A 23,033-nucleotide genomic window follows, 5' to 3' on the forward strand; every position below is an offset into this window, starting at 1 on the left:
ATCTAAGTTCATATGATCTGGTCAACGGCCCCGCAGGGTCGGGCCCCTGACACCCCGGAGACGCCACCCGTGCCCCAGACCGAACCGCTGCCGCAGAGCGCCGAACCAACCGGACCAACCGGGCCCACCGGACCCAGCGCCGCCAAGCGGGCCGTGCGCGAGCGCGTCCTCGCCCTGCGGGCGGAACTCCTCGCGCTCAGCCACCGCATCCACGCCCACCCCGAGACCGCCTTCGAGGAGCACCTGGCGGCTGCCTGGTGCTCCGAACTGCTGCGCGCGCACGGCTACTCGGTCACCGCGCCCGCCCACGGCCTGGCCACCGCCTTCGACGCACGCCTCGGCAGCGGGCCGGTCACCGTCGCGCTGGTCTGCGAGTACGACGCCCTGCCCGGACTCGGCCACGCCTGCGGGCACAACCTGATCGCCGCCGCCGGGATCGGCGCGGCGCTCGGGCTCGCCCCGTACGCGGACGAACTCGGGCTCACCGTACGGGTGATCGGCGCGCCGGCCGAGGAGCGCGGGGCGGGCAAGGCCGTGCTGCTGGAGGCCGGGGCGTTCGACGGAGTGGACGCGGCGATGATGGTCCACCCCTGCCCCGTCGAGGTCGCCGACTTCCGCTCCTTCGCCCTCGGCACGCTCTCCGTCCGCTACACCGGGCGCGCCGCCCACCCGAGCCTCGACCCGCACCGGGGGCGCAACGCCGCCGACGCGCTCACCGTCGCCCAGGTCGCGATCGGGCTGCTGCGCCAGCACCTCCCGCCGCAGTGGCGGGTGCACGGCATCACCACGGCGGCCGGCACGGCGCCGAACCTGATCCCGGACAGCGCGAGCGCCGAATACGAGATCCGGGCCTCGGCGGCCGAGGACCTCGCCGAACTGCGCTCCCGGGTCGAGGACTGCTTCCGCGCCGGGGCGCTCGCCACCGGCTGCGAGGTGGAACTGACCCGACCCGAACCGGACTACCTGGACATGCGCTCCGACCCCCGGCTGCTGACGCTGTGGCGGGCCAACGCGGCGGCGCTCGGCCGGCCGGAACCGGTCGAGAGCGGACCCTTCGCCTGTACGGACATGGGGAACGTGTCGCACGCGGTGCCGTCGATCCATCCGGTGCTGGACATCACCGGCGGCGCCTGCGCCCCGCACGAGGAGGCGTTCGCCGAGGCGGCGCTGGGCGCGGAGGCGGAGCGGGCGGTGCTGGACGGCGCGGTGGCGATGGCGTGGACGGCGGCGGACCTGGCGGCGGATCTTGCGGCGGAGTCGGCGGAGTCGGCGGAGTCGGCGGCAGCGACGAACGAATGACGGCCGACAACTTTCAGCGAACAGATAACGAAATCTGTTCGCTGAAAGTTGTCATCTGTCATCTGTTACCCGTCGACCGTCTTCCGTCAGCCGTCGCCCCCCCGGCACCCGGGTCCCGCTCACCCGCCGAGCAGCACCCCGGGCGCCACCCGCACCGCCGTCACGCCCAACTCCCGCACCAGCGCCCCGACCTCGCCCTCCTGCCACGGGTCGGCGAGCACCACGGCGGCGCCGGTCCGCAGCGGCCACAGGTACTCCCAGAGCGGCAGGCCCAGCTGCAGCACCCGGTCGCCCGGCCCGAGCGGGTGGGCCGCCTGGAGCTCGCGCACCCGGCGGTCCGCCTCGGCGTGGGTGAGCCGGACGGCGCTCGGGCGCCCGCCCGGGCCGTACCCGACGCAGAGCAGATGGTGCGGGGTGAGCGCCCGGGGCGGGTCGGTGGGCAGCTCGCCCTCCGTCTCCAGCCCGGCCAGCGCCCCCGGCACCCCCTCCCCCAGCACGCAGACCGGAGCGTTCTCCGCGAGCAGCCGCTCGCGCCGCCCGGGCGTGTCCGACGGGTCCAGCGGAAGGTACGCCGCACCCGACTTCGCCACCGCCAGCAGCGCCGTCACCAGCTCCGCCGGACGGCGGAGCGCCGCCAGGCCGACCACCGCACCCGGGCGGGCCCCACGGGCGGCCAGGGCGCGCGCCAGCCGGTTGGCCGAGGCGTTCAACTCCCGGTAGCCGACGGTCTCCCCGCCCGCGAGCACCAGCGCCGGCGCGTCCGGTGTCCGCGCCGCCTGCGCCTCGACCGGCCCCACCGCGGTGGTGGCCGGGTACCGCACCGTCCGGCGCGGCAGCGGAGGCAGTTCGGGCACCTCGGGCAGCACCGCCCCGCGGGCCGCGTCCCGGCCCCCGTCCCGAACCGGCTCCCGAACCGGATCCCGGAGCGGATCCCGGACCGGGCCCCGCAGCGCCTCGCCCACCCCCGCCGCCATCACGCCGCGCCCAGCAGCTCGGCCCAGGCCTCGATCGCCGGGCGCTCCGCGAGCTGGACGAACGCCACCTCGGCGCCTTCCTCCTGCCAGCGCCCGGCGAGGGTCATCAGCCGGATGGAGTCCAGCCCCCAGTCGACCAGGTTCTCGTCCAGCGGGATCTCCGCCGGGTCCTCGCCGAGCAGGTCGGCGACCTCGACCCGGATCCGCTCCACCGTGAAGCCCGTACCCGTCACTTGCCGCCCACCCCTTCGAGCACGTCGACGCCTGCGGCGTCCAAGCCGGCCGTGGCGTCCAGGCCGGCCACGGCATCCAGGCCGGCCGCCGCTGCGGCCGGAGCCATCGCCCCGAGCACGGTCTCCGCCGTGGCGACCATCCCGCAGCGCCCGGCCACCCAGGCCAGCGCACCGCGGTGCTCCGCCGGGCCGAAGTCGGCGACCGCGTCGGCCACCACGAAGGCCTGCACGTCCCGCATCCAGGCGTCGCAGGCGGTCGCCTGCACCCCGATGTGCGCGTACACGCCGGTGATCACCAGCTGGTCCCGCCCCTGCTCGCGCAGCAGCTGCTCCAACTCGGTGCGCACGAAGGCGCTGTACTTCCACTTGGTGAGCACGGTGTCGCCCGGCGCCGGGGCGACGGCGTCGGCGATCGCGGTGGCCCGCGGGTCGGCCGGGATGCCCGGGCCCCAGAAGTCCTGCTGCAGCCCGCGCTCGGCCGGGCTCTGTCCGCCGAGCTGCGCCGAGTACACGACGGGCACGCCGGCGGCACGCGCGGCCTCCGCCAACGCCTCGACGTTGCCGAGGAGTTCGGTCACCGGCGCGGCCTCGGCGTCGAAGGCGTCCAGGAAGTGGTTCTGCAGGTCGTGCACCAGCAGGACGGCGCGCGCCGGGTCGACCGTCCAGGAGACCCGGTTGGCGGGCAGTTCCTCGGCGGCGGGCATGGGATAGCGGGGAATGCGGGGCAGGCCCACGGTGGTGTTCCTTAGCTAGATGTGGCGAGGTGGCGACAAAGGACGGAGGCGTCAGCCGGTGGTCAGCGAGGCCGCGATCGCGGCCCGCAGCTCCTTCTTGCTGACCTTCCCGATCCCGGTGGCCGGGAAGGCGGCGACGAACTCGACCCGGTCCGGCACCTTGTACTCGGCGAGCCCGCGCTGTCGCACGAACCGCTTCAACTCAACGCTCTTCGGGGGCTGTTCACGACTCTCGGCGCGCAGCACCACATACGCGCAGGTGCGCTCGCCCAGGTACGGGTCGGGCATCGACACCACCGCCGCGTCGTGCACCGCGGGGTGCGCGAGCAGGTGGTTCTCGATCTCCTCGGCGGCGACCTTCTCCCCGCCCCGGTTGATCTGGTCCTTGGCCCGTCCCTCGACCACCAGGTGGCCGGTGGGGGTGCGCCGGACCAGGTCCCCGGTGCGGTAGAAGCCGTCCGCCGTGAAGGAGTCGGCGTTGTGCCCGGGCGCGTTCCAGTAGCCGCGGATGGTGTACGGGCCGCGCGTGAGCAGGTGTCCGGTGGCGCCGTCGGGCAGGTCCCGGTCCTGGTCGTCCACGACCCGGACCTCGTCGTCGGGCGAGATCGGCCGGCCCTGGGTGGTGGTGACCAGCTCCTCCGGGTCGTCCAGCCGGGTGTAGTTGACCAGGCCCTCGGCCATCCCGAACACCTGCTGGAGCGTGCAGCCCAGCACCGGGCGCACCCTCCGGGCCGCCTCCTCGCTGAACTTGGCGCCGCCGACCAGCAGCACCTCCAGGCTCTCGTAGCCGCGGGCGCCGCGCTCGGCGGCGTCCAGCCAGAGCAGCGCGAGCGGCGGCACCAGCCCGGTGATGGTCACGCCCTCGCGCTCGATCAGCGGGAAGGCCGTCTCGGGGGCGGGCTGCGGGCAGAGCACCACCCGGCCGCCGGCGTACAGCGTGCCGAGCGAACCCGGCGAACTGAGCGGGAAGTTGTGGGCGGCGGGCAGCACGCACAGGTACACGCTGTCCGGGTCCTGGCCGCACAGCTCGACCGAGCCGCGCAGCGAGTAGATGTAGTCGTCGTGGGTGCGCGGGATCAGCTTCGGCACGCCGGTGCTGCCGCCGGAGAGCTGGAGGAAGGCGACGTCCTCGGGACCGGGCTCCCCGCCGAAGGCCTCCGGGCCGGGCCCGTCGCAGGGCACGTCCGCGAGCCGGACGTGCTCCCCCGGGTCCTCGCCGGCCACCAGCACCAGCCGCAGCGCGGGGTTCTCCGTCCGTACCCGGCTGGCGAGTTCGCGGTAGTCGAAGCCGCCCTCGACGGCGGGCACCACGTACGCCGCCGCCCCGGTGAAGGAGCAGAAGTACCCGATCTCGGCGTACCGGTGGGCGGGCAGCGCGAAGACCGGCAGCGCGCCGATCCGGAACAGCGCGAACACGACCTCGAAGAACTCGGCGGCGTTGGGCAGTTGGACCACCACCCGGTCCCCGGCCCGGATGCCCCGGGCGAGCAGTCCGGCGGCCATCCGGTCGGCCCGGCGGTCGAGTTCGGCGTACGTCCAGCGCCGCTCGGTCGCCGCCACGCCGTGGCCGCCCGGGTCGACGACGGCGGTGCGCCCGCCGTGCTCGGCGGCGCGCTCGCGCAGCATCCGCCCGAAGGTCTCGCCGCGCCAGTACCCGGCGGCCCGGTAGCGCTCGGCGAACTCGGCGGGGTACGGGGTGAAGCCCGCCCGGGCCGTCTCCAGCGGCGTCACCGGGCCACCCCCGCGGCGTCCAGGAAGGTGCGGAACTTGGCACTGGTCTCGGCGAGTTCGGCCTCCGGCCGGGACTGCTCGACCACGCCGGCACCGGCGTACACCCGCAGCGTCCGCCCCTCCGCCTCGGCGCAGCGGATGGTGACCACCCACTCGCCGTCGCCGGTCGCGTCCTCCCAGCCGACCATGCCGGTGTAGAGGCCGCGGTCGAAGGGCTCGACCTCGCCGATCACCCGGCGGGCGACGTCCGTCGGCGTGCCGCAGACCGCCGGGGTGGGGTGCAGCGCGCAGGCCAGTTCGAGGGCGGAGACCGCCGGGTCGGCCAGCTCGCCGCGGATCGTGGTGGCCAGGTGCCACATCGCGGCCGTCCGTACCAGGGTGGGCCGTTCGGGCACCTCCAGGGTGCGGCAGTACGGCGCCAGCGCCTCGCGGATGGCGTCCACCACGACGGCGTGCTCGTGCAGGTCCTTGGGCGACTCCAGCAGCGCGGCGGCGCGCCGGACGTCCTCGCCGAGGTCCTCGCTGCGCGGTACGGAGCCGGCCAGCGGGTTGGCCAGCACGGCCGTTCCCCGCCGGGAGAGCAGGAGTTCGGGGCTGGCGCCGACCAGGGTGCGGCCGCCGCCGGACGGGACGGCGAAGGTGTAGCCGCCCGGGTCGCGGCGGGCCAGCCGCTGCAGGATGGCGGGCAGGTCGAGCGGCTGTTCGGCGCTCAGCTCCAGCGTCCTGGCCAGCACCACCTTGCTCAACTCCCCGCCGCGCAGCCGCTCGACGGCCGCCGCGACGCCCGCGCCGTACGCCTCGGGCGCGGGCACCGGGTCGATCCGCCAGTCGGCCTGCTCGGCCGGCGGCGCGGGCAGGGCGATCAGCGGGTCGTCGCGCAGCGCCCCGGCGGTGCGGACCCGGGCGGGGACGGCGAGTTCGACCCGGCTGTCCCGGTCGAACGCCACCGCGCCGACCACCAGCGGCCGTTCGACACCGGAGCGGCCCGCCTCGGCCAGCGTCTCGGCGACCCGCACCGGCAGCGGCCGCCCGTCCTGCGGCACCCGGGCGTGCACCCCGGAGCCGAGCAGGGTGCGGGTCGGCGAGGCGAAGAACGCCTCGTCGGAGCCGGCCCGGTACTGGCCGAGCAGTCCGCTGGCCGCGCCGATGACGGCGTGGTCCTGGCCCTCGGCGAGGGCGGTCGCCGGGGCGTCGGGCCCGGCGGGTATCGGCCCGGCGGGGGCGTGGTGCACCGTGGTCACGGCGGTTTCTCCAGTCTGGGACGGTTCTTCGGGGGGGGTGGGAGGAGGACCGGCGGCGTTCCGCTCAGGCGCGCAGGGTCGCGCCGCCGTCGACGTACAGGTCGTGCATGGTGATGTGCCGCGCCCGGTCGGAGGCCAGGAACACCACGGCCTCCGCGATGTCGGCGGGCGCGGCGATCCGCCCGAGCGGGATGCCGACCCGCCAGGCGCCCAGGTCGCCCTCGATCACCCGGCGTTCGGCCGCCTCGGCGTCCTCGCCCCACAGCGCGCGCTGCATCGCGGTGTCGGTCGAGCCGGGCGACACCACGTTGCACCGCACCCCGGACCGGGCGAGTTCCAGCCCCAGGCAGCGGGTGAACATGGTGGCCGCCGCCTTGGACGCCGCGTAGGCGGCCATCCCGGCGCGCGGCACCCCGGCGGCGTTGGAACCGACGGTCACGACCGCTCCGCGTCCGCGATCCGCCATCCGGCGGCCGACGGCGCGGCTGGTGTGGAAGACGCCGGTGGTGTTGACGGCGAAGGTGTCCGCCCAGTCCCCGTCGGTGAGTTCGACGACCGGGGCGGTGCGCAGGATTCCCGCGACGTTGACCAGCACGCCGATCGGTCCGAGCCGGCTCTCGATCGACTCCACGGTGCTGTCGACCGCCCGGGCGTCCGAGACGTCCAGCGCGTAGGGACGCACGGACGGCAGTTCGGCCGCCAGCGCGTCGATCCCGCCGGGATCGCGGTCCACCGCCGCGACGACGGCTCCCTCGGCCACCAGCGCCCGCACCACGGCCGCGCCGATGCCCTGCCCGGCCCCGGTGACCATCGCGACGGCACCGGCGAATTCGGACTGTTGCTGCACAGGACATCCCCTCCGACCAGCAAGATTAGGCAAGCCTAACCTAACACAGCTGTTCGCCTGTGCCGAGCGCCTGTACGAATCCCGCTGCTTCGCCGTCAACTCGCTCCGGACGCACGGAGGCCGTCCGCCCCGGACGATCCGGCGGCCCCGGTCTCCTTCCGGCACCGAAGAACCGGCACCGAGAAGCGGGCATCGAAGAGCGGGTGCCAAAAGGCCGGCACCGAAAAGCCGGCACCGAAAAACGGGTGCCGAAAAGCGGGTGCCGCCCACCCATGGATGAAGCAGCATGAGCCGTATGTCTGATACCTCAGTACTCACCCGGGCCGAGGCCGTCGAGCGCCACCACCTGCTCGACGTCCGCACCGTCCGCCTCGACCTCGACCTGACCCGCGGTCGGGAGGTCTTCGGCTCCACCACGGTGATCCGCTTCGGCTGCACCACCCCGGGCGCCGGGACCTACGTGGACGTCAAACCGGCCGCGCTCCGCCGGGTGGTGCTGAACGGCCGCGAACTGGACGTCGCCGCGCTGCGCGCCGGGCGCTTCCCGCTGACCGGCCTGGCGGCCGACAACGAGCTCACCGTCGAGGCCGACATGGCCTACTCGCACACCGGCGAGGGCATGCACCGCTTCACCGACCCGGCCGACGGCGAGGACTACGTCTACACCCAGTCCTTCCTCGACGACGGCCCGCGGGTGTTCGCGTCCTTCGACCAGCCCGACCTCAAGGCGCGGTACACGGTGTCCGTCACCGCGCCGCGGCAGTGGACCGTGGTCGGCAACGGCGTGGGCCGCCAGGTCACGCCCGGGCGCTGGGAGTTCGCGCCCACCCCGGCAATCAGCAGCTACCTGGTCTCCGTGGTGGCCGGCCCGCTGCACTCGGTGCGCGCCGAGCACGACGGGATCCCGCTCGGCCTGCACTGCCGCCGCTCGCTCGCCGCCCACCTGGACGCCGACGCCCCCGAGCTGCTGGAGGTCACCCGGCAGGGCTTCGACCACTACCACCGGGTCTTCCGGCACCGCTACCCCTTCGACAGCTACGACCAGTGCTTCGTGCCGGAGTTCAACGCCGGCGCGATGGAGAACCCGGGCTGCGTCACACTGCGCGACGAGTTCGTGTTCCGCTCCGCCGTGGACGACACCAGGCGCGAGGAACGCGCCCTGGTGGTGGTGCACGAGATGGCGCACATGTGGTTCGGCGACCTGGTCACCATGAACTGGTGGGACGACCTGTGGCTGAACGAGTCCTTCGCCGAGTACATGGCCTACAGCGTCACCGCCTCCTCCACCCGCTTCACCAGCGCCTGGACCGGCTTCGCCGCCAACCGCAAGACCTGGGGCTACGACGCCGACCAGCGCCCCTCCACCCACCCGGTGGCACCCGGCACGGTGGACGACACCGCCCAGGCGCTGCAGAACTTCGACGGCATCTCCTACGCCAAGGGCGCCGCCGCGCTGCGCCAGCTGGTCGCCTGGCTCGGCGAGGAGGCCTTCCTGGCCGGCGTCAACGACTACTTCGACGAGCACGCCTTCGGCAACGCCACCCTCGACGACCTGCTCCGTGCCCTGGCCGCGACCAGCGGCCGCGACGTCCACGGCTGGGCCGACCGCTGGCTGCGCACCACCGGCGTGGACACCCTGCGGCTGACCGACGGCCGGATCGAGCACACCTCGGCCGACGGCGGGCCGCGCCCGCACCAGCTGACCGTGGGCCACTACCGGCGCACCACCGAGGGCGCCCTGGAGCTGGCCGACCGCGTGCCGCTCGACCTGGCGGCCGACGGCACCGCGGCGGTGAAGGCCGACGCCGAGCTGACCCTGCTCAACGACACCGACCTCAGCTTCGTCAAGATCCGTCTCGACCCCGGCTCCTGGCGGACCGTGCGCTCCTCACTCGGCGCCGTGCCCGAGGAGCTGGCCCGGGCCGTGCTCTGGAGCGCCGCCCGGGACGAGGTGCGCGACGGGGAGCTGGCGCCCGGCGAGTACCTGGAGCTGGTCGCCGCCCACCTGCCCGGCGAGACCTCGGTGCACCTGGTCGACGCGGTGCTCTCCTTCGCCCGCGACTTCGTGGTGGACTGCGCCGTGCCGCCGACCGCACGGCCGGCGGCACTGGCCGTCCTGAACGAGGTCTGCCGCACCCTGCTGCGCCGCACCGAGGACGAAACGGACCGCACCGGGCTGCGCCTGGTGGCCGCGCGCGGCGTGATCGGCACCGCCGCCGGCGAGGCGCAGGCCGCCGAGCTGCGCGACTGGCTGGCGGCCGGCACCGTGCCCGGCGGGCCGGTGCTCGACCCGGACCTGCGCTGGCAGCTGCTGCTGCGGCTGTGCGTGCTCGGCGCGGCGGGCGAGCCGGAGATCGCCGCCGAACTCGCCGCCGACCCCAGCGACACCAGCGAGAAGGGCGCCGCCCGCTGCCGCGCCGCACTGCCCGACCCGGAGGCCAAGGAGGCCGCCTGGCAGGCGCTGTTCCACGGCGAGCTCTCCAACTACCTGGCCGCCGCCACCGCCAGGGGCCTGTGGCAGCCCGAGCAGGCCGAGCTGCTGGACGGGCTGACCGCCCGCTACTTCGAGGAGCTGGGGTCGGCCGCCGCCCGCCGCGGCCCCGCACTGGCCCGGGTGCTCGCCACCACGGGCTTCCCCGCCTTCGCCGCCACCGAACGGACGGTACGGGCGGCCGAGGCCTGCCTGGCCGACCCGGAGCTCACCGCGGCGACCCGGCGCGGACTGGTGGACCAGCTGGACACCCTGCGCCGCGCCGTCCGGGCACGGGCGCGGGCCGAGCGGTAGCACCCCCGGCGGGCGGTAGGCGGCGGCGTGGCCCGGGTGGTCGCGCCGCCGTCTCGTGCTGTCCCGTGCCGCCGCACCGCGACGCCGCGCCCTGGTCCGACAGGGCCCGTCCTCTGGCAAGGCCCGCAGGACGTATCCCGGGCGCCGGTCGACCGGACCCTAGCGCGGTGCGGCGGGGGTCGTCGGAGCCTTCGCGGGAGCCGTCGAGGACTTCCCGGGAGCCGTGGAGGCGGGGGCCGTCGGGGCGGTGGGGGCCGTCGCGGGGGTGCCGGGGGTGCCGGGGGCGCCCGGGGCGGCGGGCGCCGGGGAGAGGCCGGTGCAGCCGCGCAGGCCGTCGCGGCGCTTGAGGGCGGCCTCGGCGGTGGCGCCGGTGACCGGCTCCGGGATGCCCTTGTCGTCGATGGTGGCCGGGGTGAAGGCCTCGCCGGTCACCTTCCCGTCGGCGGTGAGGGTGAGGGTGGTGACACCGGTCTCGTTGGAGTTGGCGTAGTTCGAGGTGCCGTACCAGAGGAAGTTGCCGAAGCCGTACCCGATGTAGGTGTCGCCGAGCATGCCCGAGCCGACCATGGTGTGCGCGTGGGTGCCGACCACGGCGGTGGCTCCGGCGGTGGCGAGCTTCTTCGCGATGGTGGTCTGCGGACCGGTCGGGCAGGCCTTGCCCTCGTCGCCCCAGTGCAGGTAGACGAGCACCACCGGGGCCTGCTGCTTCGCCGTCTCCACCGCCTTGACCAGCGCCGGGACGTCCAGCGCCGAGGCGATGCCCGGCTTGCTCGCGCCGGCCCGCCACTTCTGGTTGGTGAGGTCCTCGACCTGGCTGGCGGCGACCACCGCGACCTTCACCCCGCGCACGGTGGTGACGTACGGGGCGTACGCCTCCTTGGCGTTGCGCCCGACGCCGACCACCGGGATCGGCGAGGAGTCCTTGGCGGCGAGGGTGTCGGTGAGGCCGTCGGCGCCGAAGTCCACGGCGTGGTTGTTGGCCATCGAGACGACGTCGACGCCCGAGTCCTTGAGCACCGACAGCGCCTTGGGCGAGGTGCGGAAGGTGTACGTCTTCGGCTCCGGGGCGCCGCGCCCGGTGATCGCGGTCTCCAGGTTGAGGACCGACAGGTCGGCGTCGGCGAGGGTGCGGGAGATCGGGCCGAGCGCAGGCTCGGGCGGCTTGACCGCCAGCCGGGCCTCGGTGCGGCCCTCGAAGTGGACGTCCCCGGCGAAGGCGACGGTGATGGTGCCGTCGGGCCGGGGCGGGGCGCTCTTGCCCGGGGCCGTGCCGGAGGGCGAGCCGCCCGGCGCCGAGGACTCGCCCGGCGGGACGGGGGCGGCGGAGGCCGGGGCCGGGGCGGGGTCGTCCGGCCCGCAGGCGGTGACGGCGGTCAGTCCGGCGAACAGCGCGACGGCGGCCGCGGCACGGCGCATGAGTGGATCCCCCCGAGGATGATGCGAGAACGATCAGCGTACGCCACCGAATCACCACCGCTCGGACCCGAGCTCGCAACATTCCGGCCACAAAAGGGCACGGCGCGGCGGCCCCGACCGGGCGCCGACGGCCGCTCCCCGGACGGCGCGCCCGGCCCACCTGGCCGACCCGTCCCAACCGCCCACCCGACCGGGCCACCGCGTCCCTGGCGCGGAGGCGGGCGGGCGCGCAGCGTGGTGTGGAGGGGGCGAGTACGGGGGAAGCGCGTGCGAGGGGAGCCCGTGCAGGGGAGCGCGCGCGTAGGGGGGCGAGTCCCGCACCGAAGGCCCGGAGGTGTGACGTGATGGGCAGCAATCAGCTCTCCTCCGCGGGTGACGTCTCCCCCGCGGGCGGCGGCCGCGCCTCCCCCGCCCGGGAGCGCCGGATCGTGGTCGGGATCGACGGCTCCCCGCCGTCGAAGGCGGCCCTGCGCTGGGCGGTCGGCCAGGCCGTGCTCACCGGGGCGACGGTGCACGCGGTGGCGGCCTGGGAGTACCCCTCGCTGTACGGGTGGTTCGCGCCGATGGTGGACGACGGCTTCGAACGGATCGCCCGCCGGACGCTGAGCGCCGAGATCAACGAGGTCCTCGGCCCGGACCGCCCGGTGGACGTCCGGGAGAGCCTGGTGCTGGGCCACGCCGCCGAGGTGCTGCTGGAGGCCGCCGAGGGGGCCGACCTGCTGGTGCTGGGCAGTCGCGGCCGGGGCACCTTCGCCCGGACCCTGCTCGGCTCGGTGTCCACCCGGTGCGCGGTGCACGGGGTCTGCCCGGTGGTGATCGTCCGCGCCGACGGGACGGCCTCCCCCGCGGCCACCGCCCTCGGGGTCGAACAGCTGGCACCCGGGGCCGTGCGCACCAAGGACTGGCAGCTCAGCCTGCACGTGGTCGAGGACGAGGACACCACCCGGGTGCACGCCGTGCTGGACGCCGACGGCAACGTGCTGCACAGCGACACCCGCTCCCGCCGCAACCCGCGCGACGCCCCGGCCCCGGCGGTCGGCGACGAGTTCGCGGTCGGCCGCGCCCTGGTGGACCTCGGCCACCAGCTGCTGCGCGCCGGCGTCCACGGCGCCACCGGGACCACGGAGGAGTGAACAACCCGGCCGGGGGTGGGAACCGGGCCGTGGCGTGAGCGGCGAGCGGCCGGGTACGCCATGCTGAATCACCGCTGAACCGCCGCACCCCGTTACCCCCGTCCCTCCCCGACCCGATCATCCCCTCCCCGCCCCGACCGGAAGAGCCGCTCCCCGCCATGGACACCACGCCAGCCTCCGAGGCCCCCACCCCGGAGGCCGCCCCGGACTTCACCCCCGACGAGCGCGCCCGGGGCCGGGCACTGCGCCGCGCCCAGCTGCCGTGGGCGCTGGGCGGGCGGCTGGCGGGCCTGGCGCTCACCCTGCTGCTCGGCCTCACCCCGGTCGGCGCCGCCGTGGTGACCGCCGTCGGCGGCTGGTTCGGCGGCTCACGGACGGCCGGGGTGCTGGCCGGAGCGGCAGCCCTGGTGCTGCTCGGCCAGGCGCTGCAGCTGCCGTTCGGCGCCGGGGCGCGGACCGTCCGGGTCCGGTACGGGCTGGTGACCCAGGGCTGGGCCGGGTGGGCGTTGGACGCCGTACGCGGCCTCGCGCTCACCCTCGTCCTCGTCCTCCCGCTCGCGCTCGGGCTGTTCGCGCTGACCGCCTGGTCGCCGCAGCGCTGGTGGCTGCCGGGGGCGGGCGCGGCGGCGCTGCTGACGGTGGCGCTCTCCTTCCTCCATCCGCTGCTGATCGAGCCGGTGTTCAACCGCTTCTCCCCGATGCCCCCGGGGGAGCTGCGCACCGCGCTGCTGGCGCTGGCCGAGCGGGACGGCGTCCGGGTGCGGGACGTCCTGGTCGCGGACGCCTCCCGCCGCACCACCGCGCTCAACGCGTACGTCTCCGGGTTCGGGGCGACCCGCCGGATCGTCGCGTACGACACCCTGCTGACCACCGCCGAGCCGCGCGAGGTGGAGCTGGTGGTCGCGCACGAGCTGGGCCACGTCAAGCACCGGGACGTGCCGGTGGGTACCGCGCTGGGCGCGGTCGGTGCGGCCGTCGCGGTGGCCGTCCTCGGCCTGCTCGCCACCTGGCGGCCGCTGCTGGACGCCGCCGGGGCGACGGACGCGGCGGACCCCCGGGCGCTGCCGCTGCTGGCGGCACTGGCGGCGCTGCTGGGCGCGCTGTCGGGGCCGGCGCAGTGTGCGGTGAGCCGTCGGATCGAGGCCAGGGCGGACCGGCACGCGCTCGAACTGACCGGGGACGTCGAGCAGTTCGTGGCGATGCAGCGCAGACTGGCCGTGGCGAACGTCTCCGATGTCGACCCGCCGAGGGTGCTTGAGCTACTGTTCGCCACTCACCCGAGTGCGACCAGCCGGATCGCCGCCGCCCGCGCCTGGCAGGCCGCACCGGAACGGCGGGCGCCGGAGCGGGGCGCGATCCCGGGCACATCTGTTGTATAGTGCAACAAATATCGAGGAGATAGGAACGCCGTGCCCGGCCGCCAGTCGTCCATCGAGACCATCCAGCGCGAGCTGACCGCCTTCGCCCGCCGCGCCCGGCACAAGGCCTCCCAGCTGCACCCCGACCTCTCGCTGGTCACCTACAGCATCCTCGACCTGATCACCGAGCGCGGCGGCTGCCGGGCCGCCGACGTGGCCGCGTACTTCATGCTCGACAAGTCCACCGTCAGCCGCCAGGTCACCGCCCTGGAGAAGCTCGGCCTGCTGGCCCGCGAGACCGACCCGGACGACCAGCGCGGCCAGATCCTGCGCGCCACCGAGGCGGGGCTCACCCTGCTGCGGGACGCCAACGAGCAGCGTCGGCTCTCCTTCACCGCGCGCTTCACCGACTGGTCCGACGAGGACGTCGCCCGCTTCGCCGACTACCTGGCCCGCTACGGCCAGGAGGGCTGACCGGGCACCGCAGGGAGCGGGCGGAGCCCTGCCGGGAGGCGTGAGCCGAGCGCTGGCGGGAATCAGGAACCGAACGCTGCCGGGGAGTGAGCCCGGCCGCTCCGGGTGCGCCCCGGCACCCCCACGGTGTACAGAGGAGGAGTGCCCCTCCGGCAGCGTCCCGATGCGCCGCACCCGCCGCCCGCGCCGCATCCCCCCGACCGCCGCCGCGCCTGGCGGCCCGACCGCCGGGTGCTGACGGCGCTCACGCTCGCGCTGATCGTGCTGATCACCGTCGTCGACATCGTCTCCCCGCCGGACGTCCACCTCGGCCCGCTGCTGATCGTCGCCCCCGCCCTCACCGCCTCCTTCGCCGGCCCCCGGGCCACCGCCGGGGTCGCCGCGCTCGCGTTCGCCGCGCTGACCGTCATCGGCGCCGTCCGGGACGGCCTGACCAGCGCGAACATCGAGACCCAGCTCAGCGCGCAGCTGATCGTCTCGGCGCTGATCGTCGGCCTGCGGGTGCTGCGCGAACGGCACGAGCGCGAACTGGCCCGGGTGCGCTCGGTGTCCGAGGCCGCCCAGCGGGTGCTGCTGCGCCCGCTGCCGGAGCGGATCGGACCACTCCACCTGGCCTCCGTCTACCTGGCCGCCGAGGCCGAGGCGCAGGTCGGCGGCGACCTGTACGCGGCCGCCCGCACCGCCACCGGCACCCGGCTGCTGGTCGGCGACGTGCGCGGCAAGGGCCTCTCCTCGCTCGGCGACGCGGCCCTGCTGCTCGGCGCCTTCCGCGCCGCCGCCCACCTGCACGCCGAACTGCCCGACCTGGCCGCCTACCTGGACGGCAGCGTCAGCTGGGACCTCGCCCAGCTCGCCGAACAGTCCCGGCGGGACCGGTGGGAGCGGCGCGAGCGGCAGGCGCTCTCCGCACTGCCCTTCCCCCCGCCCGAGGAACCCCCGGAGGAGAGCGGCGACTCCGGCGAGTCGTTCATCACCGCCGTGCTGCTCGACATCCCCGACGACGGCTCCCCGGTGCGCCTGATCGACTGCGGCCACCCTCCCCCGCTGCTGCTGCACCCCGACGGCATCACCGCCCTCGCCGCCCGCCAACCGTCCCCGCCGCTGGGCCTCGGCGAGCTCGCGCCGACGCGGTACGAGACGGAGACCTTCCCGTTCCGGCCCGGCGACCGGCTGCTGATCTACACCGACGGCGTGATCGAGGCCCGCGACGCCCAGCGGCGCTTCTACCCGCTCACCGAACGCGTCACCGCCTGGCGTGCCGAACACCCCGCCGCCCTGCTCCACCACCTGCGCCGCGACCTGCTCGCCCACGTCGGCGGCCGACTGAACGACGACGCGGCCATGGTCGTGGTCGAGCGGCTGCCGTGAGGGCGGCCGACGAGCGCCCCGTGACGATCGTCCTCGGAACGACGGCGGGCAGCCCTGTCGGATTGCCTTCTCCCGGCCCTCGTCGGGCCGGCCGCGGTGCCTCGGGCACGGCTCCCGGCCTGATCGCCTCCGGGCGTGTACGAGGCCGAGGCCGAAGCCGAAGCCCAGGCCGAGGAGGGCGGGCACGGCAGCCGTCGCGGCGAGGGCGCGCGGGTGGCGGAGGTCGAACATGCCGGGGCTCCTTCCCGGGGCCCGGACGGCCCCGCTCGTGGTGCCCCAACGATGACCCCGGCCACCCCTCCCGCACATGTACCGAACGGCACATCCTGAGCAGCGGCACCCCCACGTCCCCCTGCCGATCGGCAGGGGACACCGGCCGCGTCCACACGGTGGGAAGGAATTCTCCCCACCCGTACCCGTACCCGTACCCGCGGCCCCCGGCAGGCCCTACGGCTGGCGGACGTACGGGGTCGTCGTGCTCACCCAGGCGAAGCCGAGGCGCTGCAGGATCGGCCGGCTCTGGTCGCTCGCGTCGACCTGGAGGTACTCGTAGCCGAGCTCGGCCGCGAGGCGGGCGCGGTGGGCGATGAGGGCGCGGTAGATGCCCCGGCCGCGCCAGTCGGGTGCGGTGCCGCCGCCCCAGAGGCCGGCGAACCCGGTCCCCGGGATCAGCTCCATCCTGGCGCCGCTGACCGGGCGGTCGCCGGCCATCGCGACGACCATGCTGACCGTCCCGACGCCGTGCCGCAGGTGGTCGAGCAGCCGCTCGCGCAGACGGGGGTTCTCGGCGCCGAAGGCCTGTGTGTGGGCGTCCATCAGCAGGTCCACCCCGGCCGGGTCGGTCACCGGGAGCAGCCGGACGCCCTCGGGCAGGGCGGCCTCGGCGGGCAGGTCCGCGATCCGGGCGAGCATCAGCGCCTCGTCCGGCTCCGGGGTGAAACCGGCCGCCAGCAGGCGGGCGCCGAGGTCGGCGGGGCGGTCGTGGGAGTAGGCCTTCCACTCGAACTCCAGCCCCAGTCCGGCGAAGTGGCGCACCTGCGCGGCGATCGCCGCGTCCGCCCCGGCCTCGTCCAGCCCGGACCAGACCACGCCGTTCCAGCTGTGCTCCGAGCCCACCTGCCGGACCACCGCACCGTCGCGCTCGACGCGGCAGCCGGGATCGGGCGGCGTGTTGCGCCGGATCCGGTCGTCGAACAGGGCAAGCATGTCGTCATGATCCATCCGCTCACTCCAGCACGGTCCGCGAGCGCGCACCATCGAGTTTCCGCGCCACCGGCTGCGGGCGGCGCCCCCCGGTCGGCTCCGGGCGGCGCTCCCCGTCCTGCCGCGGGCGACGGCCCCCGGCCTGCTCACGCTCCCCGTCCTGCCGCGGGCGACGGCCACCGGTCTGCTCACGCTCCCCGGCCGACCGGCGGTCCGCCGCCCGGAGCCGGCCGGACCGGATCGCCTCGCTCGGCGCCTCCGCGCCCATGATGGCGTCCAACAGGCCGCGCGCTTCGGCGAGTTCGTCCATCTGCCGGGTGATCCGGGCGCGTTCCCGGGCCAGACCGTCGAGCAGTTCCGGGCAGGTCGGGCCGGGAGGGCGCTGCCCCGGGCCCGGCAGGCCCTGGAGGATCTCGGCGATCACGGCGCTGTTGAGGCCGGCCGCGAGCAGGGTGCGGATCCCGCGGACGGTGTCGACGTCCGGCTCTCCGTACTCTCGGTAGCCGCTGGGGCGGCGCTCGGGCGTGAGCAGCCCCTGCTCCTCGTAGTAGCGCAGCGCGCGCGGGGTGGCCCCGGTGCGCCGGGCGAGCTCTCCGATCCGCATCGCGGACACCTCCTCGACGGACCGTTCACCGCAGGACGCCACCGAGGTTCTCCACCGAAGCCCCCGTGACATTCCGCCGCGCCCCTCCGCCTTGACTCTGCCGTCGGCGTGAAGGTCTAGCGTAACCGCCATGCCGAACGAACGATCTTCCTCAACCTCCCCTGCCCGCACCGCCGTTGCCATGCTGGGCCTGGGTCCGATGGGCCGGGCGCTGGCCGGGGCGCTGCTGGCCGCCGGCCATCCGGTCACCGTGTGGAACCGCACGCCGGGCCGGGACGCCGAACCGCTCGCCCTCGGCGCGCGGTCGGCCGCGAGCCCCGCCGAGGCGGTGACGGGCTCCACCGAAGGAGCCACGGGCCCCGCCGAGGCCGGCGCCCCGCTCGCCCTGCTCTGCGTCCGCGACCAGCCGGCCGCCCGCGCCGTACTGGAGGCCACCGGGGCGGCACTGCGCGGCCGGACCGTCGTCAACGCCACCTCGACCGCGCCGGGCGACGCGCGGGCGAACGCCGCCGACGCCGAGGCCCGGGGCTACCGCCTCCTGAACGCCGCGGTCCTCACCCCCACCCCGACCATCGGCCGCCCGGAGGGCACCGTCCTGCTGAGCGGCGACGCCGAGGTCTTCGCCGCCCACGAGGCGACGCTGCGGGCGCTGGGCACCGTACGCCACGTGGGCGCGGACCCGGGCCGGGCGGCGGCCTTCGACGCGGCCCTGCTCGACCTGTTCTGGACCACCGTGCACGGCTGCCTGCACGCCCTCGCGCTGGCCCGCGCCGAGGGCATCAGCGGCGCCGAACTCGCGCCGTACGCCCAGGGGTTGCCGCGCCTGCTGCCGCCGCTGATCGACCGCTTCGCGCAGCGCGCGGACGACCGCCGGCATCCGGGCGACCACAGCAGCCTCGCCTCCGCCGAGGCCGGGCTGGCGCACGTCGCGCACACCGCCCGGGCGCGCGGCCTGGACACCTCCGTCCTGGACGCGGCGCTCGCCGTCACCCGGCGGGCGGTCGGGGCCGGGCACGGGTCGGACGGGGTGTCCGCCCTGGTCGACCTGCTCGCCGGATAGCCGGGCAGCCGGGTAACCGGGCAGCCGGGTAACCGGACAACCGAGCAGCCGGGAACCGGGCAGCCGGACACCCCGCCGACCGGGCCCGCTACTGCGCCAGGTACCCGCCATCCACCGGCAGCACGACCCCGGTGACGAAGGACGCGTCGTCGGAGGCGAGGAAGAGGACGGCCGCCGCGACCTCGGCCGGGTCGCCGAGCCGCCCCATCGGGTGCAGCTTCTCGATCGCCCCGAGGTACTCGGTGCCGCCGGGCTCGTCGTACAGCCGGGCGACCCGCTCGGTGGTGATGGTGCCGGGGGCGACGGCGTTGACCCGGATGCCGCGGTCGGCCCATTCGACGGCGAGGTGCTTGGTCAGGCCGGAGGCGACGAACTTGGCGGGCCCGTACACCGCCTGGCCGCGCTGGCCTGCCTCGCCGGAGATGGAGGAGAGGCAGACGATCGAGCCGCCGGGCCGGTCCTGCGCGGTCATCGCCTCGATCGCGTACTTGCAGGTGAGGAACATGCCGCGGCCGTCCACCGCCATCACGTGGTCCCAGTCCTCGGCGGTGGCCTCGGTGATCTCCATCAGCGGGATGATCCCGGCGTTGGCCACCAGCACGTCCAACCGCCCGTGCCGCTCGACGGCGGCGGCCACCAGCCGGCGCGCGTCCTCGTCCCGGGCCACGTCGCCGACCACCGTGCTGACGGCGTCCGGGAACCGCTCGGCCAGCCGGTCCAGCCCGGCCTCGTCCACGTCGAAGGCGACCACCGACGCGCCCTCCCGGACGAAGCGTTCGGCGACGGCCCGTCCGATACCACTGGCCGCACCCGTCACCGCACAGGAGCGGCCGGCCAGCCGCCCGCCCGCGGGGCTCCCCGCGTTCTCAGTCACCATGGCGCGACTCTACCCAGCGGGCGGCCACGCGTCGGGCGCCTTCGGCCGGTCCGCCGGATCCGGCCGGTCGGCGGCTCAAAAGCGGCCCGGAGCGGGACCGGGGGGCGGAGCGGAGAGAAGCAGGAGCCGGCAGAAGGCCACCGACGACAGCGGCGGCCGGGACCGTCGGTACGGTCCCGGCCGCCGCGCCGGCTCGACGGCGGGTACTACACCCGCGCGTCCGTCGCCAGGGCCTCCGCCACCGGAAGGTTGGGCTGCGGGTGGGTCAGCAGGTGCACGCCCGCCGCCAGCGCGCCGCCGACCAGCGGGGCGAGCAGGAACAGCCACAGCTGCGACAGCGCGTCGCCGCCCGCGAACAGCGCCGGGCCGAGGCTGCGCGCCGGGTTGACCGAGGTGCCGGTGAGCGGGATGCCGACCAGGTGGACGACCACCAGCGCGAGGCCGATCGGCAGCCCGTCGAAGCCGACCGCGGCCAGCCGGTGGGTGACCGCCAGGACGACGTACACCAGCAGGAAGGTGAGGATGACCTCGGTCAGGAACGCGCCGCCGGCGTTGATGTGCATCTGGGAGCGCTCGCCCCAGCCGTTGGTGCCGAGCTTGCCGTGGGTCTCGAGCCCCGGTATCTGCTTCGCCAGCAGCAGGACGAGCCCCGCACCCGCGATGCCACCGAGCAGCTGCGCCACCCAGTACGACACCGCCGTGCGCCCGTCGATCCGGCGGGCCAGCAGGAAGCCGAGCGTCACCGCCGGGTTGACGTGGCAGCCGGAGATCGGGCCGAGCGCGTACGCGAGCGCCAGCAGCACGAAGCCGAACGCGAACGCGATGCCCACCGGACCGATCGCCACCCCCGCGAGCACCGCCGCACCCACTGCCAGCAGCACCAGCAGCAGGGTCCCGAGGAACTCGCCGATCACCGCCCGCCTGTCCGTTCCACCCATGCGCCTGGTCCTCCTGACCGTCAGGGCAGGCGGTCCGGTGCCGCCCACGTCCGGCCAACCCTGGTCGACCGTTCGAGGGACCGCATGTCGGCCGGACGGCGTAGCGCCGTGTTTACGGCGCGTCCGCCTGCCGAATTACTCCGAACGGATGAAACCGTACGGAAATGGCGCAGCCAATGCAAAACGGAAGCAAAACGGGCAGACAGGGACAGGGCGGGCGCCGTGTGCCTGTCAGACCGTCAGCACGATCTTGCCGCGCAGGTGCCCGCCCTCACTGACCCGCTGCGCCTCGGCCGCCTCCGCCAGCGGGAACACCCGGTGCAGCGGCAGCCGCAGGGTGCCCGCCTCGTGCAGGGCCAGCGCGGCCGCGTAGGCGCTCGTGTAGTAGGGCTCGACGCCCTCGGCGCCACCGGTGAACCGGACGCCGTGCTCCTGCGCGCCCTGGATGTCGGCGATCGTCAGCACCCGGTCCGCGCCACCCACCAGCTCGATCGACAGCGGCAGCACCCCGCGCCCGGCCGCGTCCAGCACCCGGTCCACCCCGCCCGGGGCGGCGGCCCGCACCCGCTCGGCCAGGCCCTCCCCGTACGTCACCGGGATCGCGCCGAGCTCGCGCAGGTGGTCGTGGTTCGACTCGCTCGCGGTGCCGACCACGGTGATCCCACGGGCCCGGGCGAACTGGAGCAGCACGGTGCCCACCCCGCCGGCCGCACCGTGCATCAGCAGGGTCTCGCCGGGCCGCACGCCCAGGACGGCGAGGGCGCGCTCGGACGTCTCGGCCGCCGTCGGGATCGCGGCGGCCTCCGTCCAGCCCAGGGTGGCGGGCTTGTGGGCCAGCATCGCCGCGTCCACCAGCGCCCGCTCCGCGTAGCCGCCGCCCATCAGGGCTCCGAACACCTCGTCGCCGGGGGCGAAGCCGCGCACCTCGGCGCCGACGGCCTCCACCACGCCGGACACCTCGAAGCCCGGAACGTAGGGGAAGGAGACCGGGAAGAACCCGGCCAGCTCGCCGGTGCGCAGCTTGTGGTCCAGCGGGTTGACGCCCACCGCGCGGACCGCGACCCGCACCTGGCCGGGGCCCGGGGCGGGCAGTTCGATGTCGATCGGGCGCAGCACGTCCGCGCCGCCGAACTCGGGGAAGGCGATCGCCTTGGTCATGGGAAGGTCCTTCGGTTCCAGGGGAGTTGTTGCCTCCGACGTCTTCCATCCTGCGACCGGGGCAACGGCGGCCCAGCCAGTCCTTCGGACGGTTCGACCTGTCCGAACGGCCAGGCGGGCCCGGCGGCGCCCGAACTAGGCTGGACCGCATGGACACCACTGAGCCGCCCGGAACCGCCACGCGCACGCGCACGGACGGGGCGGGCACGGGCGATCCGCGCGCGGACGTGACGCACACGGACGGGACGCACACGGACGGGACCTGGCGCGACCGCTGGAGCCGCCCCGAGGACGCGCTCGCACGGGCCGTCGAGGTGCTGCGCGCCCCCCGGCCGGACCTCCTGCTGCGCCTGTCCGACGTGCTCGGCACCCTCGTCCCGCACACGGCGCTCGCGCAGCTCAGCGGCGTCTGCACGTTCAACCCCTCCCACAGCTACGGCCCGCCCGAACTCACCGCCGCCATCAGCACGCTGGACCTGTCCCGGCTGGCCGAACAGGCGGCCGCGACCACCTCCGCCGGCCGCCCCTGGCAGGGCGAGGCCGAACTCGCCGGACAGTCCCGGCCGGTCGTCGTCGTCACGACCACGCCGGGCAACGACAGCGGCGCCGTCCTCGTCCTCGTCCGGGCGGGCACCGAACCGGTCGCCCCCGGGGCACTCGCCGTCCTGCAACAGCTGTGGGACCTGGTCATCGCCCACTCCGACCACCGCGCCACCGACGCCGCCCCCACCCAGACCGCCGCCTCCCGCGCCTCCGCCAACGCCCGCGCCCGCGCCATCGCCGAGTTCACCGGCACCCACAGCGCCGCGCTCACCGCGATCCTGGCCCCACTGCGCTCGACCGGCCTGGACGACGCCACCGCCCGCCGCAACGCCACCGAACTGGCCGTCACCGCCCTGCTCGACCTGCGCCAGGGCGCCGAACTCGACCGCGCCCTCAGCGAGGAACCCGCCGACGCCGCCTTCGCCCGACTCGTGCGCGAACTGCGCCCGCTGCTGCGGCACACCCGGGTCCACCTCGACGTCGCACCCCCACCGGAAGCCGACCGCTCCGTCCCGGCCGACGCCGCCCACACCGCCCGCGACGCCGTCCGGGTGGCCGTCCTGCTGATGCTGGAACAGGAGAAGCCGACCCGGCTGCACGTCAGCTGGCAGCTCACCGCCGACGGCCAACTGCGCGCCGTCGTACGCGGCGACGGCCTCGGCCTGCTCACCGCCGACGCCCTCACCGTCCACCGCACCGCCGACCGCATCACCGCCCTCGGTGGACGCCACGGCGTCGAGGCCATCCCCGGCTGGGGCACCACCGTGACCGTCGACCTCCCGCTCGCCCTGCCCGAACCCGCCCTCGCCACCGACCCCCTCGACGGCCTCCAACCGCGCGAACTCGAGGTCCTCGACCAGCTCGCGCGGGGCCGCCGCAACCGGGACATCGCGGCGGCGCTCCACATCAGCGAGTCGACGGTGAAGTTCCACGTCGCCAACATCCTCGCCAAACTCGACGTCTCCTCCCGCGGCGAAGCCGCCGCCCTGGCCCACCGCGCCGGACTGCCCCGCGGCCCGGTCGGACTGCACGCGGCATCCTGAACACCCCTCCCCCA

18 protein-coding genes and 2 pseudogenes are annotated in these 23,033 nt (G+C 75.4%); 8 read left to right on the forward strand and 12 right to left on the reverse strand.

Features of this window, described 5'->3' with window-relative positions:
* Positions 1-12 precede the first annotated feature (12 nt).
* Complete coding sequence (locus ACLWS4_RS01840) at positions 13-1,299, forward strand: amidohydrolase (protein WP_416873142.1); 1,287 nt, start codon at positions 13-15, stop codon at positions 1,297-1,299.
* 119 nt (positions 1,300-1,418) lie between these two features.
* Here the strand turns inward: ACLWS4_RS01840 and ACLWS4_RS01845 are convergent, their stop codons facing one another.
* The 6 genes and pseudogenes from ACLWS4_RS01845 to ACLWS4_RS01870 form a co-directional block, all read right to left on the reverse strand.
* Positions 1,419-2,153 carry an AMP-binding protein gene (locus tag ACLWS4_RS01845; RefSeq protein ID WP_416873143.1) on the reverse strand — a complete coding sequence of 245 codons (735 nt, stop codon included), beginning with the start codon at positions 2,151-2,153 and terminating at the stop codon, positions 1,419-1,421.
* Positions 2,154-2,272: 119 nt separating this feature from the next.
* Positions 2,273-2,506, reverse strand: coding sequence for a phosphopantetheine-binding protein (locus ACLWS4_RS01850; RefSeq protein ID WP_416873144.1), 234 nt, complete (start codon positions 2,504-2,506; stop codon positions 2,273-2,275).
* Positions 2,507-2,622: 116 nt separating this feature from the next.
* Positions 2,623-3,240, reverse strand: a pseudogene (locus ACLWS4_RS01855) (isochorismatase family protein); the annotation flags it as partial.
* 51 nt (positions 3,241-3,291) lie between these two features.
* A complete protein-coding gene (locus ACLWS4_RS01860) occupies positions 3,292-4,971 on the reverse strand; it encodes a (2,3-dihydroxybenzoyl)adenylate synthase (RefSeq protein WP_416873145.1) in 1,680 nt (559 codons plus the stop codon).
* Positions 4,968-6,179, reverse strand: coding sequence for an isochorismate synthase DhbC (dhbC, locus tag ACLWS4_RS01865; RefSeq protein ID WP_387820589.1), 1,212 nt, complete (start codon positions 6,177-6,179; stop codon positions 4,968-4,970). Before dhbC ends, ACLWS4_RS01860 begins: the two co-directional genes overlap by 4 nt.
* A gap of 97 nt (positions 6,180-6,276) precedes the next feature.
* A complete protein-coding gene (locus tag ACLWS4_RS01870) occupies positions 6,277-7,092 on the reverse strand; it encodes a 2,3-dihydro-2,3-dihydroxybenzoate dehydrogenase (RefSeq protein ID WP_375874454.1) in 816 nt (271 codons plus the stop codon).
* A 262-nt stretch (positions 7,093-7,354) separates the two neighbouring features.
* Here ACLWS4_RS01870 and pepN point away from each other — a divergent pair, with 262 nt between their 5' ends.
* The gene (gene pepN, locus ACLWS4_RS01875; RefSeq protein ID WP_416873146.1) at positions 7,355-9,844 is read left to right on the forward strand and encodes an aminopeptidase N; all 2,490 of its coding nucleotides are present in this window, start codon (positions 7,355-7,357) and stop codon (positions 9,842-9,844) included.
* A gap of 159 nt (positions 9,845-10,003) precedes the next feature.
* Here the strand turns inward: pepN and ACLWS4_RS01880 are convergent, their stop codons facing one another.
* On the reverse strand, positions 10,004-11,260 hold the full coding sequence (locus ACLWS4_RS01880) for a CapA family protein (RefSeq protein ID WP_416873147.1): 1,257 nt from the start codon (positions 11,258-11,260) through the stop codon (positions 10,004-10,006).
* Positions 11,261-11,604: 344 nt separating this feature from the next.
* On the opposite strand from ACLWS4_RS01880, the gene ACLWS4_RS01885 reads away from it, so the two are divergent.
* From ACLWS4_RS01885 to ACLWS4_RS01900, 4 genes are all read left to right on the forward strand, one after another.
* The gene (locus ACLWS4_RS01885; protein ID WP_063780131.1) at positions 11,605-12,393 is read left to right on the forward strand and encodes a universal stress protein; all 789 of its coding nucleotides are present in this window, start codon (positions 11,605-11,607) and stop codon (positions 12,391-12,393) included.
* A gap of 158 nt (positions 12,394-12,551) precedes the next feature.
* Complete coding sequence (locus tag ACLWS4_RS01890; protein ID WP_117490767.1) at positions 12,552-13,772, forward strand: M48 family metallopeptidase; 1,221 nt, start codon at positions 12,552-12,554, stop codon at positions 13,770-13,772.
* Positions 13,773-13,802: 30 nt separating this feature from the next.
* Positions 13,803-14,225 carry a MarR family winged helix-turn-helix transcriptional regulator gene (locus tag ACLWS4_RS01895; RefSeq protein ID WP_049651037.1) on the forward strand — a complete coding sequence of 141 codons (423 nt, stop codon included), beginning with the start codon at positions 13,803-13,805 and terminating at the stop codon, positions 14,223-14,225.
* Between the two features lie 231 nt (positions 14,226-14,456).
* Positions 14,457-15,593 (forward strand): PP2C family protein-serine/threonine phosphatase, encoded by a 1,137-nt coding sequence (locus tag ACLWS4_RS01900; protein ID WP_049651038.1) that lies wholly within the window; start codon positions 14,457-14,459, stop codon positions 15,591-15,593.
* A gap of 447 nt (positions 15,594-16,040) precedes the next feature.
* On the opposite strand, the gene ACLWS4_RS01905 is transcribed toward ACLWS4_RS01900, so the two are convergent.
* Both ACLWS4_RS01905 and ACLWS4_RS01910 read right to left on the reverse strand, forming a co-directional pair.
* Positions 16,041-16,814: a GNAT family N-acetyltransferase gene (locus ACLWS4_RS01905; protein ID WP_049651039.1), complete on the reverse strand. Its 774-nt coding sequence runs from the start codon at positions 16,812-16,814 to the stop codon at positions 16,041-16,043.
* Between the two features lie 223 nt (positions 16,815-17,037).
* A pseudogene (locus ACLWS4_RS01910) lies at positions 17,038-17,400 on the reverse strand (MerR family transcriptional regulator); the annotation flags it as partial.
* A gap of 181 nt (positions 17,401-17,581) precedes the next feature.
* On the opposite strand from ACLWS4_RS01910, the gene ACLWS4_RS01915 reads away from it, so the two are divergent.
* Positions 17,582-18,460 (forward strand): NAD(P)-binding domain-containing protein, encoded by an 879-nt coding sequence (locus ACLWS4_RS01915; RefSeq protein ID WP_416873148.1) that lies wholly within the window; start codon positions 17,582-17,584, stop codon positions 18,458-18,460.
* Between the two features lie 88 nt (positions 18,461-18,548).
* On the opposite strand, the gene ACLWS4_RS01920 is transcribed toward ACLWS4_RS01915, so the two are convergent.
* The 3 genes from ACLWS4_RS01920 to ACLWS4_RS01930 form a co-directional block, all read right to left on the reverse strand.
* The gene (locus ACLWS4_RS01920; protein WP_049651041.1) at positions 18,549-19,337 is read right to left on the reverse strand and encodes an SDR family NAD(P)-dependent oxidoreductase; all 789 of its coding nucleotides are present in this window, start codon (positions 19,335-19,337) and stop codon (positions 18,549-18,551) included.
* 206 nt (positions 19,338-19,543) lie between these two features.
* Positions 19,544-20,275 carry an MIP family channel protein gene (locus tag ACLWS4_RS01925; RefSeq protein WP_049651042.1) on the reverse strand — a complete coding sequence of 244 codons (732 nt, stop codon included), beginning with the start codon at positions 20,273-20,275 and terminating at the stop codon, positions 19,544-19,546.
* A 231-nt stretch (positions 20,276-20,506) separates the two neighbouring features.
* Positions 20,507-21,433: an NADP-dependent oxidoreductase gene (locus tag ACLWS4_RS01930; RefSeq protein ID WP_416873149.1), complete on the reverse strand. Its 927-nt coding sequence runs from the start codon at positions 21,431-21,433 to the stop codon at positions 20,507-20,509.
* A 149-nt stretch (positions 21,434-21,582) separates the two neighbouring features.
* On the opposite strand from ACLWS4_RS01930, the gene ACLWS4_RS01935 reads away from it, so the two are divergent.
* On the forward strand, positions 21,583-23,019 hold the full coding sequence (locus tag ACLWS4_RS01935) for a LuxR C-terminal-related transcriptional regulator (RefSeq protein ID WP_416873150.1): 1,437 nt from the start codon (positions 21,583-21,585) through the stop codon (positions 23,017-23,019).
* Positions 23,020-23,033: the final 14 nt, after the last annotated feature.

This window comes from Kitasatospora sp. SC0581, assembly GCF_048159585.1.
In the GTDB taxonomy this organism is placed as follows: Bacteria; Actinomycetota; Actinomycetes; order Streptomycetales; family Streptomycetaceae; genus Kitasatospora.

Excerpts from the sequence above, each read along its gene's own strand:
- ACLWS4_RS01880 (WP_416873147.1), bottom strand. The coding sequence starts at position 11,260 with ATGCGCCGTGCCGCGGCCGCCGTCGCGCTGTTCGCCGGACTGACCGCC.
- ACLWS4_RS01920 (WP_049651041.1), bottom strand. The coding sequence starts at position 19,337 with ATGGTGACTGAGAACGCGGGGAGCCCCGCGGGCGGGCGGCTGGCCGGC.
- ACLWS4_RS01935 (WP_416873150.1), top strand. The coding sequence starts at position 21,583 with ATGGACACCACTGAGCCGCCCGGAACCGCCACGCGCACGCGCACGGAC.
- ACLWS4_RS01840 (WP_416873142.1), top strand. The coding sequence starts at position 13 with ATGATCTGGTCAACGGCCCCGCAGGGTCGGGCCCCTGACACCCCGGAG.
- ACLWS4_RS01905 (WP_049651039.1), bottom strand. The coding sequence starts at position 16,814 with ATGGATCATGACGACATGCTTGCCCTGTTCGACGACCGGATCCGGCGC.
- ACLWS4_RS01885 (WP_063780131.1), top strand. The coding sequence starts at position 11,605 with ATGGGCAGCAATCAGCTCTCCTCCGCGGGTGACGTCTCCCCCGCGGGC.
- pepN (WP_416873146.1), top strand. The coding sequence starts at position 7,355 with ATGTCTGATACCTCAGTACTCACCCGGGCCGAGGCCGTCGAGCGCCAC.
- ACLWS4_RS01890 (WP_117490767.1), top strand. The coding sequence starts at position 12,552 with ATGGACACCACGCCAGCCTCCGAGGCCCCCACCCCGGAGGCCGCCCCG.
- ACLWS4_RS01925 (WP_049651042.1), bottom strand. The coding sequence starts at position 20,275 with ATGGGTGGAACGGACAGGCGGGCGGTGATCGGCGAGTTCCTCGGGACC.
- ACLWS4_RS01915 (WP_416873148.1), top strand. The coding sequence starts at position 17,582 with ATGCTGGGCCTGGGTCCGATGGGCCGGGCGCTGGCCGGGGCGCTGCTG.
- ACLWS4_RS01930 (WP_416873149.1), bottom strand. The coding sequence starts at position 21,433 with ATGACCAAGGCGATCGCCTTCCCCGAGTTCGGCGGCGCGGACGTGCTG.